Genomic DNA, 15,920 nt, shown 5'->3' with positions numbered 1-15,920 from the left:
ACGTCTGTGAAAGTAGGTCATCGTCAGGCTTTTATTGCTCAAAACCCCGCAGGTAATCCCCTGCGGGGTTTTGTCTTTAGTGAGAGCCCAGGCCGTCGCGCTGTAGGTCGATTGCGCGTTAGTGTGATCCCTTCTGCGGCAGTGAGTGCTAGGTCCCATTGCAGTACCCAAGCATTAGCCAGGCAATACCCAAGATTCGAACGGTTGACGTTCCGTCAACTGCTCAAGCAGCTACGCTTGACGACCTTAGCAAGGTGGTACCACTCCTTCCCATCCCGAACAGGACAGTGAAACGCCTTTGCGCCGATGATAGTGGACGGACGTCTGTGAAAGTAGGTCATCGTCAAGCTCTTATCCTCAAAGCCCCACCGGTACCCGGTGGGGCTTTGTCTTTGTGCGCAACTGGCCTGCAAGCCGCGCCAATGCTGAATGTGCCGAAATAACAACGCCCGTGGGCGGGGTGGCTTTGTGCGGTAAGATTGTTCGAGTCAATTCGTTGGAGCGTTATCGTGAGTGATCCCCAGACCCCCGTGCCCGGTACGACATTGGACCTGCGCACGTTGACCCACGTGGCCTATGGCTTGTATGCCTTGGGCTTTCTGACGAGTGGATTTCTGGGCATTGCCACGATCGCGGCTGTTGTGCTCATGTACCTCAAGCGCTCGGATGCTGCAGGCACCGTCTACGCCGCCCATTTCGACTGGCTTCTGCGCACGTTCTGGTGGGCGTTGCTGTGGCTCGCCATCAGCGGGATCGCGACACTCATCTTCATCGGCTGGATCGGCGTGGCGGCGACCATTGTGTGGGTGCTGTATCGCCTGATACGCGGCTGGTTGTCGCTGCTTGAAGGCAGTGCGCCCACGTCCTATGCCTGAATCCAGGCAATACCTGCAAAAAAAGGCCGGCATCGATGCCGGCCTTTTTGCATGTGGCTTGTGTGACGCCGGAGAGCACATGCCGGGATAGCCCGTGGCTTGCTTGTGCACGCGACGGGATTGGACAGGGAGCCGGCGTGGCGCGTTGAACGGGCGGCGCTTGAGAGACCTTTGGTGCAGTTGAGTGCGACGCCCTAACCCGCATTGAGACGCTGCGCGTGCGCCTGTCAAAGTCGGATGTGCGGGAGGGGCCGTTGGTGTGCGTGAGCATGCAGCATGTCGGCTTGCAAAGGCGCACCGGCGCTGACGATCGGGCGATAGTGATCGCTATTGAATCGAGCGGAGACGTCCACGAACGTGGCGAAGAGGCACTGCGAGGTGGGGGCTTGCGTGTTGGTGTGGAGCTCGCCCGGCCGTAAGCCAGGGCGTCGCGACAATCCAAAGGCAGGGACGTACGCCGTACGCCCTTTGCCTGCTTACTTCAGATGTGCGTTGACCAGTTTGGTCAGTTCGAACATCGTGACCTGATCCTTGCCGAAGATCGGGCGCAGCTTGGCATCGGCGTTGATGTTGCGCTTGTTGCTGGCATCTTGCAGGTTGTGCTTCTTGATGTATTCCCAGATCTTCTTGGTGACCTCGGTACGCGGCACGGCTTCCGAGCCGATGACAGCGGCCAATTCGGCGCTGGGGGTCAGCGGCTTCATGAATGCAGCGTTCGGCTTGCGCGCGGTCGCGGGTTTGGAGGTTGTGGCCATAATGCGGCGCTCCTTCTCTGGCTGTTGGAAAAATTGTCCTGCGGCCGGAGCATAACGTGTCTCTCCAGTAAAGACAAAGGCATTTATCCTCTGTAGCAACTAAAATGCACCGACCGTCCCCTCTCTCACGTCATTCTGTAACGTCCTATGTACGCACGTTCTCCGTTGGAATCGATTCGGCTTTTTCATGACGAATTGACGGCGCTTCGGCGCGATTTGCATGCCCATCCAGAACTTGGTTTTGAAGAGGTCCGTACGTCGGGCATCGTCGCCGGTGCGTTGGAAGCGTTGGGCATCGAAGTGCACCGCGGTATCGGGAAGACCGGTGTGGTGGGCGTGATCCGCGGCAAGCGCTGCGATAGCGGCCGCATGATCGGATTGCGCGCCGACATGGACGCCTTGCCCATGACGGAAGACAACACCTTCGGGCACAAGTCGACCAAGCCGGGACTGATGCACGGCTGCGGTCACGATGGTCATACCGCAGTGCTGATTGGCGCCGCGAAGTACCTGGCGCAGACCCGCAATTTCGACGGCACGGCCGTGTTGATTTTTCAGCCGGCCGAAGAAGGGCGTGGGGGTGCGCGCGCCATGCTGGAAGACGGTTTGTTCGACACGTTCCCTTGCGATGCGATCTATGCCTTGCACAACTGGCCGGGTCTGAAACCCGGCACGATCGGCATCAATCCGGGGCCGATGATGGCGGCGGCTGATCGCTTTGAGATACTGATCACGGGGCGTGGCGGTCACGGCGCGCATCCTTATCAGACGATTGATCCTGTGACGATCGCGGGCCAGATCATCACCGCATTGCAGACCATCGTTTCGCGGAACGTGAATCCGCTGGATTCCGCGGTGCTCTCTATCGGTTCGGTGCAGGCCGGGCATCCGGGTGCGATGAGCGTGATTCCACGCGAGGCGCGTATGGTCGGTACGGTGCGCACCTTCCGTAAGTCGGTTCAGGAAATGGTCGAGACGCGCATGCGCGAACTGGTGAGCGCCATTGCCGGCGCGTTCGGCGGCACCGCTGAAGTGGTGTATGAGCGCATCTACCCCGCGACCTTGAACACGCCGCAGCATGCCAACCTGGTGGCCGACATTGCGACCGAGATGATCGGCAAGGAAAACGTGGTGCGCGACCTGGTACCCTCGATGGGTTCCGAAGACTTTTCGTTCATGTTGCAGGCCAAGCCGGGCGCCTACTTCCGCCTCGGTCAAGGCGGCGCCGATTCGGGCTGCCTGCTGCACAACCCGCATTTCGATTTCAACGATGCCGTCATTCCCCTGGGCAGTGCGATGTTCTGCGCGCTGGCTGAACGGGGCATGCCGCTAGCAGATTAAGAAGCCTTCCATGTCTACTCAAAGCACGACTCAACTCACCATCACCCGCCCTGACGACTGGCATCTGCATCTGCGCGATGGCGCGGCGCTGGAAGCCGTGGTCGGAGATACGGCGCGCCAGTTCGCGCGCGCCATCATCATGCCGAACCTGAAGCCGCCAGTCACGACGACGGAACAGGCGTTGGCATATCGCGGCCGCATTTTGGAAGCGCTCGCGAAGACGGGCGTGAATGCGGAGTCGTTCACGCCCCTGATGACGCTGTACTTGACCGACAATACGCCTGCTGACGAGATCGTGCGCGCGCATGAATCGGGCCATGTCTATGCGGTCAAGCTGTATCCCGCCGGCGCCACGACAAACTCGGACGCGGGCGTGACCGATCTGCTGGGCAAATGCACGAAGGCGCTGGAGGCGCTGCAGAACTGCGGCATGCCGCTGCTGGTGCACGGCGAAGTGACGGATCCGTCGATCGACGTGTTCGACCGCGAGGCCATTTTTGTGGAGCGCGTGATGAAGCCCTTGCGTCGCGCATTCCCGGCGCTGAAGGTCGTGTTCGAACACATCACGACCAAGGAAGGCGCGGAGTACGTGCGTGATGCGGAAGGTCCGATTGCCGCGACGATCACGCCGCAGCACATGCTCTACAACCGCAATGCCATCTTCCAGGGCGGCATGCGTCCCCACTGGTACTGCCTGCCGATCCTGAAGCGCGAGACGCACCGTCTTGCCTTGGTCGAGGCGGCCACCAGCGGCAGTCCGCGCTTCTTCCTGGGCACGGATAGCGCGCCGCACGCGCGCGGCCTGAAGGAACATGCCTGCGGCTGTGCGGGCTGCTACACCGCCTTGCATGCCATGGAGCTTTATGCGACGGCGTTCGAGGCGGCCGGCAAGCTCGACAAGCTGGAAGGGTTTGCCAGCTTCCATGGTCCGGACTTCTACGGTCTGCCGCGCAATACCGGCACGTTGACGCTGTCGCGCGAGACCTATCAGGTGCCGGAGGAGCTGGCGTTCGGCAATACGACGCTGGTCCCGCTGGCGGCCGGCGAGGCGCTCGAGTGGCGCGCCCACGCCTGAGGGCAAACGCGGCAGGCGCCGCATGCAAATAAAAAGGGGTGAGCGGCTGTGCCGTTCACCCCTTTTTTTGCCGCTTCGCGGACTATCTATATATAGCAGTCACGTCAGAGCGTGCCATCGCGGCGCGCTTCCAGGAGTTCCCAGCGCGCGAACTTATCTTCGAGTTCGCTTTCCAGCTTGGCCAGTTCGCCGTTGATGCGCTCGACCTCGGCGGGGGCATCGCGATAGAGGCTGCCGTCCGCAAGCTGGCCTGCCAGTTCAGCCTGCTTTGCTTCGAGCGCGGCAATCGCGTCCGGCAGGCCTTCGAGTTCGCGCAGGTCCCAGGCGTTGATCTTGCCGGCCTTGGCAGGCTTGGGCCGCGCGGCCTTGGCTCGTGCGGCGCCGTCGTCGGCGGGCTTCGCTGCCTTGTCTGCGTCGGTCTGCGCGGCAACCTGCGCCGGACGCTGCGCGACCCATTCGTCGTATCCGCCCACGTAATCGCGCCAGTGGCCGTCACCTTCGTAAGCAATGGTCTGCGTGACCACGTTGTTGAGGAAGGCGCGATCGTGGCTGACCAGCAGCACGGTGCCGGCGTATTCCTGCAGCAGCTCTTCGAGCAGCTCCAGCGTTTCGATGTCCAGGTCGTTGGTGGGTTCGTCCAGCACCAGCACGTTGGCCGGACGTGCAAAGAGCCTTGCCAGCAGCAGGCGCGCGCGTTCACCGCCGGACAGGCTGCGCACCGGCGATCCGGCGCGCGCCGGCGAGAAGAGAAAATCGCCCAGGTAGGTCATCACATGCTTGCGCACGCCGCCGATTTCGACCCATTCGCTTCCCGGACTGATGATGTCGACGAGCGAAGCGTTTTCATCCAGCTGCGCGCGCATCTGGTCAAAGTACGCGACGGCGACGTTGGTGCCCAGGCGCGTCGCGCCGCTATCGGGCTGCAGTTCACCCAGGATGAGCTTGAGCAGGGTGGTCTTGCCCGCGCCGTTGGGGCCGATGATGCCGATGCGGTCGCCGCGCAGGAGGGTTGTGGAATAGTCGTCGACCACGATTTTGTCGCCGAATCGCTTGCTGACGTGTTCGAGTTCGGCCACGAGTTTGCCGGACCGTTGGCCTTCAGCCAGCGCCAGCGACACGTTGCCCACGCGTTCGCGGCGTTCGGCGCGCTGCACGCGCAGGCTCTCCAGGCGGCGCACGCGGCCTTCGTTGCGGGTGCGGCGTGCTTCCACGCCCTTGCGGATCCAGACTTCTTCTTGCGCCAGCAACTTGTCGAAACGCGCCTGCTCGAGCCTTTCGGATTCGAGCCATTGGGCCTTGCGCTCCTGCCATTGCGAAAAGTTGCCCGGGAAGCTCAGGAGGCGTCCGCGGTCGAGTTCGACGATGCGGGTGGTGACGGCGTCCAGGAACCGGCGATCGTGGGTGATGATGACCGCCGCGCCCTTCCAGGCGCGCAGCATGTCCTCCAGCCAGGCAATGCCTTCAAAGTCCAGGTGATTGGTGGGCTCGTCGAGCAGCAACAGATCCGGCTCGTCGATCAGGGCGCGGGCAAGCGCGACGCGCTTGCGCGTGCCGCCGGACAGGCCGGCGATCTGCACGTCGGCCGGCAGGCCCAGCTTTTCGAGGACGGCGCGCGCGCGCGAGGGGCGCTGCCAGTCTTCGTGGTCGCCATCCGAATTGCACACGACGTCAAAGACAGTGGCGTTGTCGTCGAGCTCGGGTTCCTGTTCGACGGTGGCCACCCGCAGGCTGGAGCTGCGCGCGATCGCGCCATCGTCGGGCTGCGTGCGGCCGTCGAGCAGTCTGAGGAGCGAGGACTTCCCAGCGCCGTTGCGGCCGATGAGGCCGATGCGCTCGCCTGCCTGGATGGCAAAGTCGGCATGGTCCAGCAGCGGATGGTGCCCATACGCGAGCTGGACGTCGGTCAGGGTGATGAGAGTTTCGAGGGCCATGTAGTGTTGGTGTCTGCGGCATCTAAGCGGATCAGCGCGTATTGTCGCAGGAACCCGTCGCGCCGTTCTTGCGGGCGCCCCGGGGACGGAGCCGACAGCTGTAATAGAATACGCACTGCAAGACGGGTCGGACGATCGCGGTGGGTGCAAGCTCATCGAGGAAGGTCCGGACTCCACAGGGCAGGGTAACGGCTAACGGCCGTCCGGCCGTGCCTTCGGGCACGGCTGAGGAATAGGACCACAGAGACGAGACTGCGGCGCGGGCGCGCTTTGCGCGCACTGATACGGCCATCTCCGTATTGCGCCGTCCGGCAACGGGCGGCGGCATCGCAGGGTGAAACGCGGCAACCTCTATCCGGAGCAACATCAAATAGGCATGCGTGCGGCCTCACGGCCGTGAAGGGCGGCTCCGTCCTAGCATGCGGGTAGATGGCTACAGCGGCTCAGCAATGAGCCGCGCAGAGGAATGATCGTCCGCCAGGGCAACCTGGTGTACAGAATCCGGCCTATAGACCCGTCTTGCATTGAATTCTCCCGGCGCGCGCGGATCTGGACGAGGCCGCGTGGCCGTCTGGCGCCCAAGCACCAGTTCTTTTCCACTTCCAGGGTCGCCCATCCGGCGGGAAGCCTCGCCAACTGGAAGGATCGACCGAGCGCCAGACGGTAAACCGCATCCGTTAGCCGCTACTTCTGAAGTAGGACTTTTAGAGTATGTCGCAACCTCCTGATTTATTGGGAGGTTTTTCTTTTTGCGCATTTACAAGTTGATCTAAGTCCTTGTTGTGATTGAAAAAATTGCAACCGCTCGCTTGACCGCCCCTGTCCCATACCGTAGAGTGGGAAATAGTAGGAAATTGTGCAATTAAGTGGGGTAAAAGTGGTGTTTCAGGGAAGCAGCGCGCTCACGCTGGATGCCAAGGGACGGATCTCCATTCCGACCCGGCATCGTGACGCGCTCATGTCGCAGGCCGAAGGCCGGCTGACCCTGACCCGCCACCCCGACGGCTGCCTGCTGGTGTACCCGCGACCGGAATGGGAAAAGAAGCGCGAGCAGATCGCCGCTTTTCCGATGACGGCCCGCGCGCTGCAGCGGCTGTTGCTGGGCAACGCTCAGGATGTGGAACTGGACGGCTCCGGCCGGGTCCTGATCGCTCCTGAACTGCGCAACGCTTCCGGTATGACGCGCGATGTGATGCTGCTCGGTCTGGGCTCTCACTTCGAGCTGTGGGACGCCGCTACCCTGGCCAGCCGAGAGGCTGAAGACTTGGCCAAGGGTATGCCGGACGTGTTGAACCAGTTTTCGTTCTGAAAGAGTTATGGAATTCGAACATCGGCCCGTCCTCCTGGCGCCGACGGTGGACGCGCTTTTGCTGCCCGGTTTCGGCGGCAAGGGCGCGGCACGGTCGCAGCCGCAGGATGGGCAGGATGTGGCTACGCGAATCGAAAGCGGCGTCTTTGTAGACGGCACTTTCGGCCGGGGCGGCCACAGCCGCGAGTTGCTTGGCCGCTTGGGCAAGCAAGCCCGGTTGGTCGTGTTTGACAAGGACCCGCAGGCCATTGCGGTCGCCAACGCGCTGGCGGCCGAGGATGCGCGGGTCACGGTGGTGCATGGGGGCTTTGCCACCATGGCCGAAGAATTGCAGCAGCTCGGCATCGGCAAGGTCGATGGCGTGATGCTGGATCTGGGCGTTTCGTCGCCTCAGATCGACGATGCCGAGCGCGGTTTCTCGTTCATGCGAGACGGCCCGCTCGATATGCGGATGGACACCACTCGTGGTCCCACGGTGGCGGATTGGCTGGCGCAAGCCAGTGTGGATGAGATGCGGGAGGTCATAGCGGATTATGGCGAAGAACGGTTTGCTTTTCAGGTTGCAAAGGCGATTGCTGCTCGCCGCGCAACAAGGCCGCTGCGCACCACGCTCGAGCTTGCCGAGTGCGTCGCCAGCGCCGTCCGCACGCGCGAAAAGGGGCAACATCCGGCCACACGCACCTTTCAAGCTTTACGGATTTACATCAATCGGGAACTCGAAGAGCTCGCGCGCACCCTCGCGTCAGCTTTAGACCTGCTTGCCCCGGGGGGGAGGTTGGCGGTGATCAGCTTTCATTCGCTTGAAGACCGCATGGTCAAGCAGTGCATCGCGGCGGCGGCCAGGCCGGCTGCCGCGCATGCACGCCTGCCCCTGCGCGAAAGCGAAATGCCCCAACCCGTCGTGCGCTCCCTCGGCAAGGTCGTGGCCGAGGATGATGAGGTCTCGTCCAACGCCCGCGCCCGCTCCGCCATTCTGCGCGCGGCCGAGCGCACCGAAACGCCGCTGCCTGCCGAAGGCGGCTTTGCGTTTGTGAAGATCGGCTCGCTGCCCGGCAGCGACCTCGCCCCGCCGCCCCGGCGCGGCGGCAAGGGAGGACGCCGCTGATGGGTCGCGTCAATCTGATCGTTGCGGCTTTGCTGATGCTGTCGGCCATTTCCCTGGTCACCAGCCGGTATCAGTCGCGCCAGCTCTTCGTGGAACTGGGCCGCGATCAGGCGCATGCGCGTGACCTGGAAACCAACTGGCGCCGCCTGCAGCTCGAGCGCGCCGAACTGGCCCGCAATGCGCGGGTCGACGCCATTGCGCGCGACGGTCTGAAGATGATCCCCATCGTCCCGGACCGCACCCTCTATATGAATCAGGCGCCCGTGCCTGCGGCCGCCGGAGGCACGCAATGAAGCGCGTGCCCTTCTTCGACAATCCCGTGCTGCGCGGAAGTTTGCCCACGTGGCGCGCGCGCCTGGTGCTGATCCTGCTGTTTGGCGGATTCACAGTGCTGGCCGGCCGCGCGCTGTTCCTGCAGGGTTTGTCGACGGAGTTTTTGCAGCAGCAGGGCGAGCGCCGCTACGAGCGTACGCTGACGCTGGCCGCCACGCGCGGCAAGATCATGGACCGCAATGGTGCGGTGCTGGCCTCAAGTGTGCCGGCGCGCGCCATCTGGGCCATTCCCGAAGACGTGAAGCAGGCCACGCCCGCGCAGCTCGACTCGCTGGCCAAGCTGCTGGACACCCCGGCGGGCGATCTGCGCCGCCGCTTCGTCGATGAGGACAAGAACTTCGTGTACCTGAAGCGTCAGGTCTCGATGGATGTGGCCGACAAGATCAAGCAACTGGGGGTGCCGGGTGTGCACCAGCAGCCCGAAACCCGCCGCTACTACCCGGATGGCGACGTGATGGCCCACGTGGTGGGTTTCAACAGCGTCGAGGACCAGGGTCAGGAAGGCGTCGAGCTGACGTTCAATCAGCAGTTGTCGGGCCGCCCGGGAAGCCGCCGGGTCATCAAGGATCGATTGGGCCGCGTCATCGAAGACGTGCAGGCCGTCACGTTGCCGGTGGACGGCCGTGACTTGCGCCTGTCCATCGACACGCGCCTGCAGTACCTGGTGTTCAAGGAACTGAAGGACGCCATGGACAAGCACCGCGCCAAGGGTGCGACGGCTGTGGTCGTGGACGTGCACACGGGCGAGATCCTGGCGCTGGCCAACGTGCCGACCTTCGATCCGAACAACCGCGAAACCTTCCATGGCGCCAATCTGCGCAACCAGGCGATCACGGATACGTTCGAGCCGGGCTCCATCATGAAGCCCTTTACCGCCGCGCTGGCGCTGGACCTGGGCCGCATCAGCACGTCGACGCAGTTCGAGACGGGCAACGGCCGCTTCACGTATCAAGGCAGCACGATCAGCGACGTGAGCCGCAACGGCACGCTGGACGTGGCAGGCGTGCTGCGCAAGTCCAGCAACATCGGTATGACGATGATCTCCGAGAAGCTGGAATCCCGCGAAATGTGGGACCGTTTCACCGAATTGGGCCTCGGCCAGGCGCCGCAAGTGGGATTCCCCGGCGCCGCGCCCGGCCGTCTGCGTCCGTGGGAACGCTGGCGCCTGATCGAGAAGGCCACCATGGCCTATGGCTACGGCCTTTCCGTGTCGCTGCTGCAAGTGGCGCGCGCCTATACCGTTTTTGCACGTAACGGCGACATGGTGTCGCTGACCCTGGTCAAGCGCGACAGCGATCCGACCAGCGTCAAGATCTACTCGCAAAAGACGACCGCGCTGGTGCGCGCCATGCTGGAGGCCGCTACCGGTCCCGATGGCACGAAGGCCGCGCAGGTGCAGGGCTATCGCGTGGCGGGCAAGAGCGGCACGGCGCGCAAGATCGTGGACGGCAAGTACAGCACGCAACGCTACCGCAGCTCGTATGTGGGCTTCGCCCCGGTGTCGGATCCCAAGATCGTGGTGGCCGTGTCCATCGACGAACCGACGATCGGCGGTTATTACGGCGGCGCCATCGCCGCGCCCGTGTTCTCCCATATCGTGGGGGGGAGCCTGCGGCTGATGGGGGTGCGGCCCGACGCACCGTTTGAATCCACGATTGTTGCTGGTATCAAGGAGCCCGGCAGATGAGCGCCAACGGCTTCCTCTCTTCCCCTGTCGCCACGGTTGCCGAGACCGTGGCGTGGTTGCATGAGCGTGTGTCGTTGACCGCGCACCTCAAGCTGGACTCGCGCGACATCGAGCCGGGCGACGTGTTCGTCGCGTGCCCGGGACTGTCGAGCGACGGCCGTCTCTATATAGATAAGGCGTTGGCGCTGGGCGCCAGCGCGGTGCTGTTCGAAGCGCCTGCCACCGACGCCATGCACGCCGCGTCGGCCGGCACGCCCATGCTTGCCGTGACGGGCCTGCGCTCGCTGCTGGGCGAACTGGGCGACACGTGGTATGGCCGCCCGTCGGCCGCGCTGGCCGTGGTGGCGGTGACCGGCACCAATGGCAAGACCTCTTCAGTGCAATGGATAGCCCACGCGCTGAGCCGCAACGACAAGGCTTGCGGCACGATCGGCACGCTGGGCGCCGTGCTGCCCGACGGCCAGACGCTGGGCGGCAGCCTGACGACGCCGGACGTGCTGACCGTGCATCGCACGCTGGCCGCGATGCGCGACGCCGGCGCGAAGGCCGTGGCCATGGAGGCGTCGTCGATCGGTATCGAGCAGGGCCGCATGGACGGCGTGCGCGTGGCGCTGGCCGCCTTCACGAATCTGACGCGCGACCATCTGGACTATCACGTCACGATGGAACGCTATGAAGAAGCCAAGGCGCGTCTTTTCCGCTGGCCCGGCCTGACCGCGGCGGTGATCAACGCCGACGATGAGGCGGGGCGCCGGATGCTGGCCGGCCTGCCGAACGGCGTGACGCCGATGGGCTACAGCCTGAGCGACGATCCTGAGATTCCCGCCGCGATGCGCGCGCGCGACCTGCAGGCCACGTCGCAGGGCCAGATCTTCACGCTGGTGTCGCCGCATGGCGAAGCCCAGATCGTGACGCGCCTGCTGGGCGCGCACAACGTTTCGAACCTGCTGCTGGTGGCGGGCGTGCTGTACAAGCTGGGCCTGCCGTTCGCGCAGATTGCGCGTGAACTGGCGGCGACGGATCCCGTCGATGGCCGCCTGCAGACCGTCGAGCCGGCGGTGAGCTTGCCCGCGCATACGGCGCGCGGTCCGCTGGTGGTCGTGGACTACGCCCATACGCCGGACGCGCTGTCCCGCGCGCTGCTGGCATTGCGCGCTGTCGCCACGGCGCGTTCCGGGCGTCTGGTGTGCCTGTTCGGCTGCGGCGGCGAGCGCGATCCGGGCAAGCGCCCCGTGATGGGCGCGATCGCCGCGGAGCTGGCCGACCACGTGGTGGTGTCCAGCGACAATCCGCGCACCGAGTCGCCCGAGGCGATCGTCGAGCAGATCCTGGCCGGCGTGCCCAAAGCGGCGCAGGCCGACGTGCAAGTCGATCGTGCGCGCGCCATCCTGCAGACGATCTGGGCGGCTTCGCCGGAAGACGTGGTGCTGCTGGCGGGCAAGGGTCACGAAACCTATCAAGATATCGGCGGCGAAAAGCTGCCCTTCGACGATCGCGAATGGGCGCGCGTGGCGCTGCTGTTGCAGCAGACGCCGGGCGTGTCCACCGATACGCGCCGCATCGGCGAAGGCGAGCTGTTCGTCGCGCTGGTGGGCGAAAACTTCGACGCGCACGACTACCTGGATCAGGCCGCCGCGCGCGGCGCGTGCGCGGCGCTCGTCGCCCACCGTGTCGCCGACGCCGGATTGCCGCAGCTTGTCGTGGGCGATACGCGCGTGGCGCTGACCCGCATCGGCGCTGCCTGGCGCGCCCGGTTTGTGCTGCCCGTGGTGGCGGTGGCCGGCAGCAACGGCAAGACGACCACGAAGGAAATGATCTCCGCGATGCTCGCCGAATGGCAGGGCGAAGCGGGGCGCCTGGCCACAGCCGGCAACCTGAACAACGACATCGGCGTGCCGCTGACCCTGCTGCGCCTGCGCGCGGGCCATCGCGCCGCCGTGTTCGAGCTGGGCATGAACCACCCCGGCGAAATCGCGCAGCTTGCCGCCATTGCCGCGCCGACCGTGGCGCTGGTCACGAATGCGCAGCGCGAGCACCAGGAGTTCATGCACACCGTCGAAGCGGTCGCGCATGAAAATGGCGCCGCGATTGCCGCGCTGCCGGCCGATGGCGTCGCCGTGTATCCGGGAGACGAACCCTACTCGGCCATTTGGGATGCGCTGGCCGCGCCGCGCCGCGTGCTGCGGTTCGGTCTGCAGCCCGGACTGGACGTCTACGCGGAACAGATCATCGCGGAAGTGGATGCCACGCGTTGCCGCGTCGTGACGCCGGTCGGCGTTGCGGACCTGACGTTGCCGGTGGCGGGATTGCACAATCTGCGCAACGCGTTGGCCGCCATCGCCAGCGCCATTGCCGCGGGGGCGCCGCTCGAAACTGCGGTGCGTGCGCTGGCGGGATTCAGCCCGGTGGCCGGCCGCATGCAGCACAAGCGAATGAGTGACGGAACGTTGCTCATCGATGACACCTACAATGCCAACCCCGATTCGGTACGCGCGGCCATCGATGTGCTTGCGCGCATCGGCGGCACGCGTGCCCTCGTCCTGGGCGACATGGGCGAAGTCGGGGACAACGGCCCCGCCATGCACGTCGAGGTGGGCAATTACGCGCGCGAGCATGGGCTCGACGCATTCATCACGCTAGGCGAAGCCAGCCGGGCGGCAGCCGCCGCATTCGGTCCTGGCGCGCACGCCTGCGCATCGGTAGACGAAGTCGTTGCCGCCTTGCGCGGCTTGCGCCCGTCCTGCGTATTGGTAAAAGGATCGCGCTTTATGCGCATGGAGCGGGTAGTGACGGCTTTTTCTTTGAATGACGGTACGGCAGCCGCGGGGCAGGGAGAGCAGCATGCTGCTTGAGATCGCCCGCCTGCTTTCCGACGATGTGCGCGCGCTGGGCGTGTTCGAATACATCACGCTGCGCGCCGTGCTGGCGTGCGCGACGGCGTTGGTGATTGGCCTGGTGGCCGGTCCGCGCGTCATTCGCAAGCTGACCGAGATGAAGATCGGCCAGGCCGTGCGCACGTACGGTCCCGAATCGCATCTGGTCAAGACCGGCACGCCGACCATGGGCGGCGTGCTGATCCTGATATCCATCGCCATCAGCACCTTGCTGTGGGCGGACTGGACGAACCGCTTCGTGTGGGTCGTGCTGCTGGTCACCTTCGGCTTTGGCTGGATCGGCTGGCGCGACGATTACCGCAAGGTGGTCTATCGCGATCCCGAAGGCATGCCGGCGCGGCAAAAGTTCTTCTGGCAAGCCACCATCGGCATGGTGGCTGCGGTGTATCTGGCGTTCGCGGTGTCCGCGCCCGCCAATACCGAATTGTGGCCCCTGTTCAAGGCCTGGGTGGGCAGCGGCTTCACGATGGCTCTGCCGACGCGTGCCGACCTGATCGTGCCGTTCTTCAAGACCGTGAGCTATCCGCTGGGCGTGCTCGGTTTCGTGGCGCTGACCTGGGCGGTGATCGTCGGCACCAGCAACGCGGTGAACCTTACCGACGGGCTGGACGGCCTGGCCATCATGCCGACCGTGATGGTCGGCAGCGCACTGGGCATCTTCGCCTATGTGGTCGGCCGCGTGGACTATTCGAAGTACCTGCTGTTTCCGTACATTCCCGGCGCGTCGGAATTGATGGTGCTCTGCGCGGCGATCGGGGGCGCGGGACTCGCATTTTTATGGTTCAACGCGTATCCGGCGCAAGTGTTCATGGGCGACGTCGGCGCGCTCGCGTTGGGCGGCGCGCTGGGCACGATCGCGGTCATCGTGCGCCAGGAAATCGTGCTGTTCATCATGGGCGGCGTGTTCGTCGTCGAGACGCTTTCGGTGATGATCCAGGTGACCTGGTTCAAGTACACGAAGCGACGTTATGGAACAGGTCGACGCATTTTCCGAATGGCCCCGTTGCATCATCACTTTGAAGTGGGCGGCTGGAAGGAAACCCAGGTGGTCGTGCGTTTCTGGATCATCAGCATGATGCTGGTGCTGATTGGCCTCTCTACGCTGAAGTTGCGATGAACATGATGGAAACCTCCCGCGCTGACGCGCCGCTCGTGCTGATCCTCGGATTGGGCGAGACGGGTGTCGCCGCCGCACGCTGGTGCGCCCGACAGGGCGCCCGCCTGCGGGTGGCCGACACGCGCGCGGAACCGGGAGGCCTGGCCGCGCTGCGCGAGTCGCTGGCACAGAACGAAGTGGAATACCGGCTGGGCTGCGACGAGTCGTTTGCCATCGATCTGCTGGACGGCGTGTCGCAGGTCGTGCTGAGTCCGGGCCTGGCGCCCACGCAGGCGCCCGCCGCCAACGTGCTGCGCGAGGCCGAGGCCCGCGGCATTGACGTCGTCGGTGAAATCGAACTGTTTGCCCGCGCGCTGGCGGACCTGGCTGCGGACCGCGAATACCGTCCCCGGCTGCTCGCCGTGACCGGCACCAATGGCAAGACCACCGTCACCGCGCTGACCCGGCAGCTGGTCGACGCCAGCGGCCTGACGGTGATCGCGGCCGGCAACATCAGCCCCGCGGCGCTGTCCGCGCTGATGGACGCGCTGGACACGGACGCGCTGCCGCAGGTGTGGGTGCTTGAACTGTCCAGCTTCCAGCTTGAAACGACGCGCACGCTGATGGCCGATGCGGCCGTCGTGCTGAACGTGACTCAGGATCACCTGGACTGGCACGGCGGCATGCAGGCGTATGCCGATGCCAAGGGTCGCCTCTTGAAGATGGCGCGCGTCGCCATCGTCAATCGCGACGATCCGCTGACTGTCGATATGGTCTCGTCGCTGAACGCCATGAACGTGCGCAGCTTTGGCCGCGATGTGCCTGAACTGGTGGGCGACATGGGCCTTGAACTGGGACAGGGCGTGGCGTGGCTGACGGCCTGCGAGTCCAACGATTTCGACGAGCCCGCGCCGCCCACGCGGCGCAAGAAGGATGCGCCTGAACCGGTGCGCGCCAAGGGCCGCATGAGCCGGCTCATGCCCGTGGACGCATTGCGCATCCGCGGCATCCACAACGCGCTGAACGCGCTGGCCGCGCTGCAGCTTGCGCGCTGCCTGGATCTGGGTTGGGGCGCCATGCTGCGCGCGCTGCGCGACTACGCGGGCGAGCCGCATCGCGCGGCCTTCGTGCGCACGATCGGCGGCGTCGACTACATCAATGACAGCAAGGGCACCAACGTGGGCGCCACCGTGGCCGCGCTGGAAGGCCTGGGCCAGCCCGTGGTGCTGATCGCCGGCGGCCAGGGCAAGGGCCAGGATTTCTCGCCGTTGATTCCCGTCGTCTCGCGCCATGCGCGCGCGGTGATGCTGATCGGCCTGGATGGCCCGGAGATCGGCCGCGTGCTGGAGCCGACCGGCGTCAAGTGCCTGACCGTCGAGACCCTGCGCGACGCCGTGCGCGGCGCGGCCGAACTGGCGCAGCCGGGCGATGCCGTGCTGCTGTCGCCGGCGTGCGCCAGCCTGGACATGTTCCGCAATTACCCGCATCGCGGGCAGGTGTTCGTGGAAGAGGTCGAAGA

The 15,920-nt window shown here is 64.9% G+C and carries 12 protein-coding genes, 1 rRNA gene and 1 other RNA gene; 12 read left to right on the top strand and 2 right to left on the bottom strand.

Translation table 11 applies throughout. From position 1 onward, the window contains the following. The first annotated feature begins 236 nt into the window (after positions 1 to 236). Positions 237 to 349: ribosomal RNA gene (rrf, locus tag RT697_RS24485) — 5S ribosomal RNA — on the top strand. 160 nt (positions 350 to 509) lie between these two features. Beyond that, positions 510 to 875, top strand: coding sequence for a hypothetical protein (locus RT697_RS24480; RefSeq protein ID WP_313702274.1), 366 nt, complete (start codon positions 510 to 512; stop codon positions 873 to 875). A 476-nt stretch (positions 876 to 1,351) separates the two neighbouring features. Here RT697_RS24480 and RT697_RS24475 read toward each other — a convergent pair whose 3' ends face one another. Then, a complete protein-coding gene (locus RT697_RS24475) occupies positions 1,352 to 1,630 on the bottom strand; it encodes an SWIB/MDM2 domain-containing protein (RefSeq protein ID WP_006217453.1) in 279 nt (92 codons plus the stop codon). Positions 1,631 to 1,777: 147 nt separating this feature from the next. On the opposite strand from RT697_RS24475, the gene RT697_RS24470 reads away from it, so the two are divergent. Together RT697_RS24470 and pyrC are read left to right on the top strand one after the other, a co-directional pair. Beyond that, the gene (locus RT697_RS24470) at positions 1,778 to 2,971 is read left to right on the top strand and encodes a M20 aminoacylase family protein (RefSeq protein WP_056569330.1); all 1,194 of its coding nucleotides are present in this window, start codon (positions 1,778 to 1,780) and stop codon (positions 2,969 to 2,971) included. Beyond that, positions 2,967 to 4,046 carry a dihydroorotase gene (gene pyrC / locus RT697_RS24465; protein ID WP_313702275.1) on the top strand — a complete coding sequence of 360 codons (1,080 nt, stop codon included), beginning with the start codon at positions 2,967 to 2,969 and terminating at the stop codon, positions 4,044 to 4,046. Before RT697_RS24470 ends, pyrC begins: the two co-directional genes overlap by 5 nt. Before the next feature lie 104 nt (positions 4,047 to 4,150). Here the strand turns inward: pyrC and RT697_RS24460 are convergent, their stop codons facing one another. Continuing rightward, on the bottom strand, positions 4,151 to 5,977 hold the full coding sequence (locus RT697_RS24460; protein ID WP_313702273.1) for an ATP-binding cassette domain-containing protein: 1,827 nt from the start codon (positions 5,975 to 5,977) through the stop codon (positions 4,151 to 4,153). Positions 5,978 to 6,096: 119 nt separating this feature from the next. Here RT697_RS24460 and rnpB point away from each other — a divergent pair. The 8 genes from rnpB to murD all read left to right on the top strand — a co-directional run. Continuing rightward, an RNA gene (gene rnpB, locus RT697_RS24455) (RNase P RNA component class A) lies at positions 6,097 to 6,502 on the top strand. Between the two features lie 355 nt (positions 6,503 to 6,857). Continuing rightward, positions 6,858 to 7,286: a division/cell wall cluster transcriptional repressor MraZ gene (gene mraZ / locus RT697_RS24450; protein ID WP_056322651.1), complete on the top strand. Its 429-nt coding sequence runs from the start codon at positions 6,858 to 6,860 to the stop codon at positions 7,284 to 7,286. Positions 7,287 to 7,293: 7 nt separating this feature from the next. Beyond that, positions 7,294 to 8,391, top strand: coding sequence for a 16S rRNA (cytosine(1402)-N(4))-methyltransferase RsmH (gene rsmH / locus RT697_RS24445; RefSeq protein ID WP_313702272.1), 1,098 nt, complete (start codon positions 7,294 to 7,296; stop codon positions 8,389 to 8,391). After that, positions 8,391 to 8,684: a cell division protein FtsL gene (gene ftsL, locus RT697_RS24440; RefSeq protein WP_056569320.1), complete on the top strand. Its 294-nt coding sequence runs from the start codon at positions 8,391 to 8,393 to the stop codon at positions 8,682 to 8,684. The genes rsmH and ftsL overlap by 1 nt, the downstream gene beginning before the upstream one ends. After that, positions 8,681 to 10,411, top strand: a complete 1,731-nt coding sequence (locus tag RT697_RS24435) for a peptidoglycan D,D-transpeptidase FtsI family protein (protein WP_105237355.1) — start codon at positions 8,681 to 8,683, stop codon at positions 10,409 to 10,411. Before ftsL ends, RT697_RS24435 begins: the two co-directional genes overlap by 4 nt. Beyond that, the gene (gene murF, locus RT697_RS24430; RefSeq protein WP_313702271.1) at positions 10,408 to 13,263 is read left to right on the top strand and encodes a bifunctional UDP-N-acetylmuramoyl-L-alanyl-D-glutamate--2,6-diaminopimelate ligase MurE/UDP-N-acetylmuramoyl-tripeptide--D-alanyl-D-alanine ligase MurF; all 2,856 of its coding nucleotides are present in this window, start codon (positions 10,408 to 10,410) and stop codon (positions 13,261 to 13,263) included. Before RT697_RS24435 ends, murF begins: the two co-directional genes overlap by 4 nt. Continuing rightward, positions 13,253 to 14,422 carry a phospho-N-acetylmuramoyl-pentapeptide-transferase gene (gene mraY / locus RT697_RS24425; protein WP_105237357.1) on the top strand — a complete coding sequence of 390 codons (1,170 nt, stop codon included), beginning with the start codon at positions 13,253 to 13,255 and terminating at the stop codon, positions 14,420 to 14,422. Before murF ends, mraY begins: the two co-directional genes overlap by 11 nt. After that, a partial coding sequence (gene murD, locus RT697_RS24420) for a UDP-N-acetylmuramoyl-L-alanine--D-glutamate ligase (RefSeq protein ID WP_313702270.1) occupies positions 14,419 to 15,920 on the top strand: 1,502 nt, incomplete at its 3' end. The genes mraY and murD, both read left to right, overlap by 4 nt.

Origin of the sequence: Achromobacter sp., from assembly GCF_032113835.1 — a bacterium.
Lineage (GTDB): Bacteria > Pseudomonadota > Gammaproteobacteria > Burkholderiales > Burkholderiaceae_B > Achromobacter.
The sequence above is the reverse complement of the archived record's forward strand: the minus strand, read 5'-3'. Positions and strand labels throughout refer to the sequence as shown.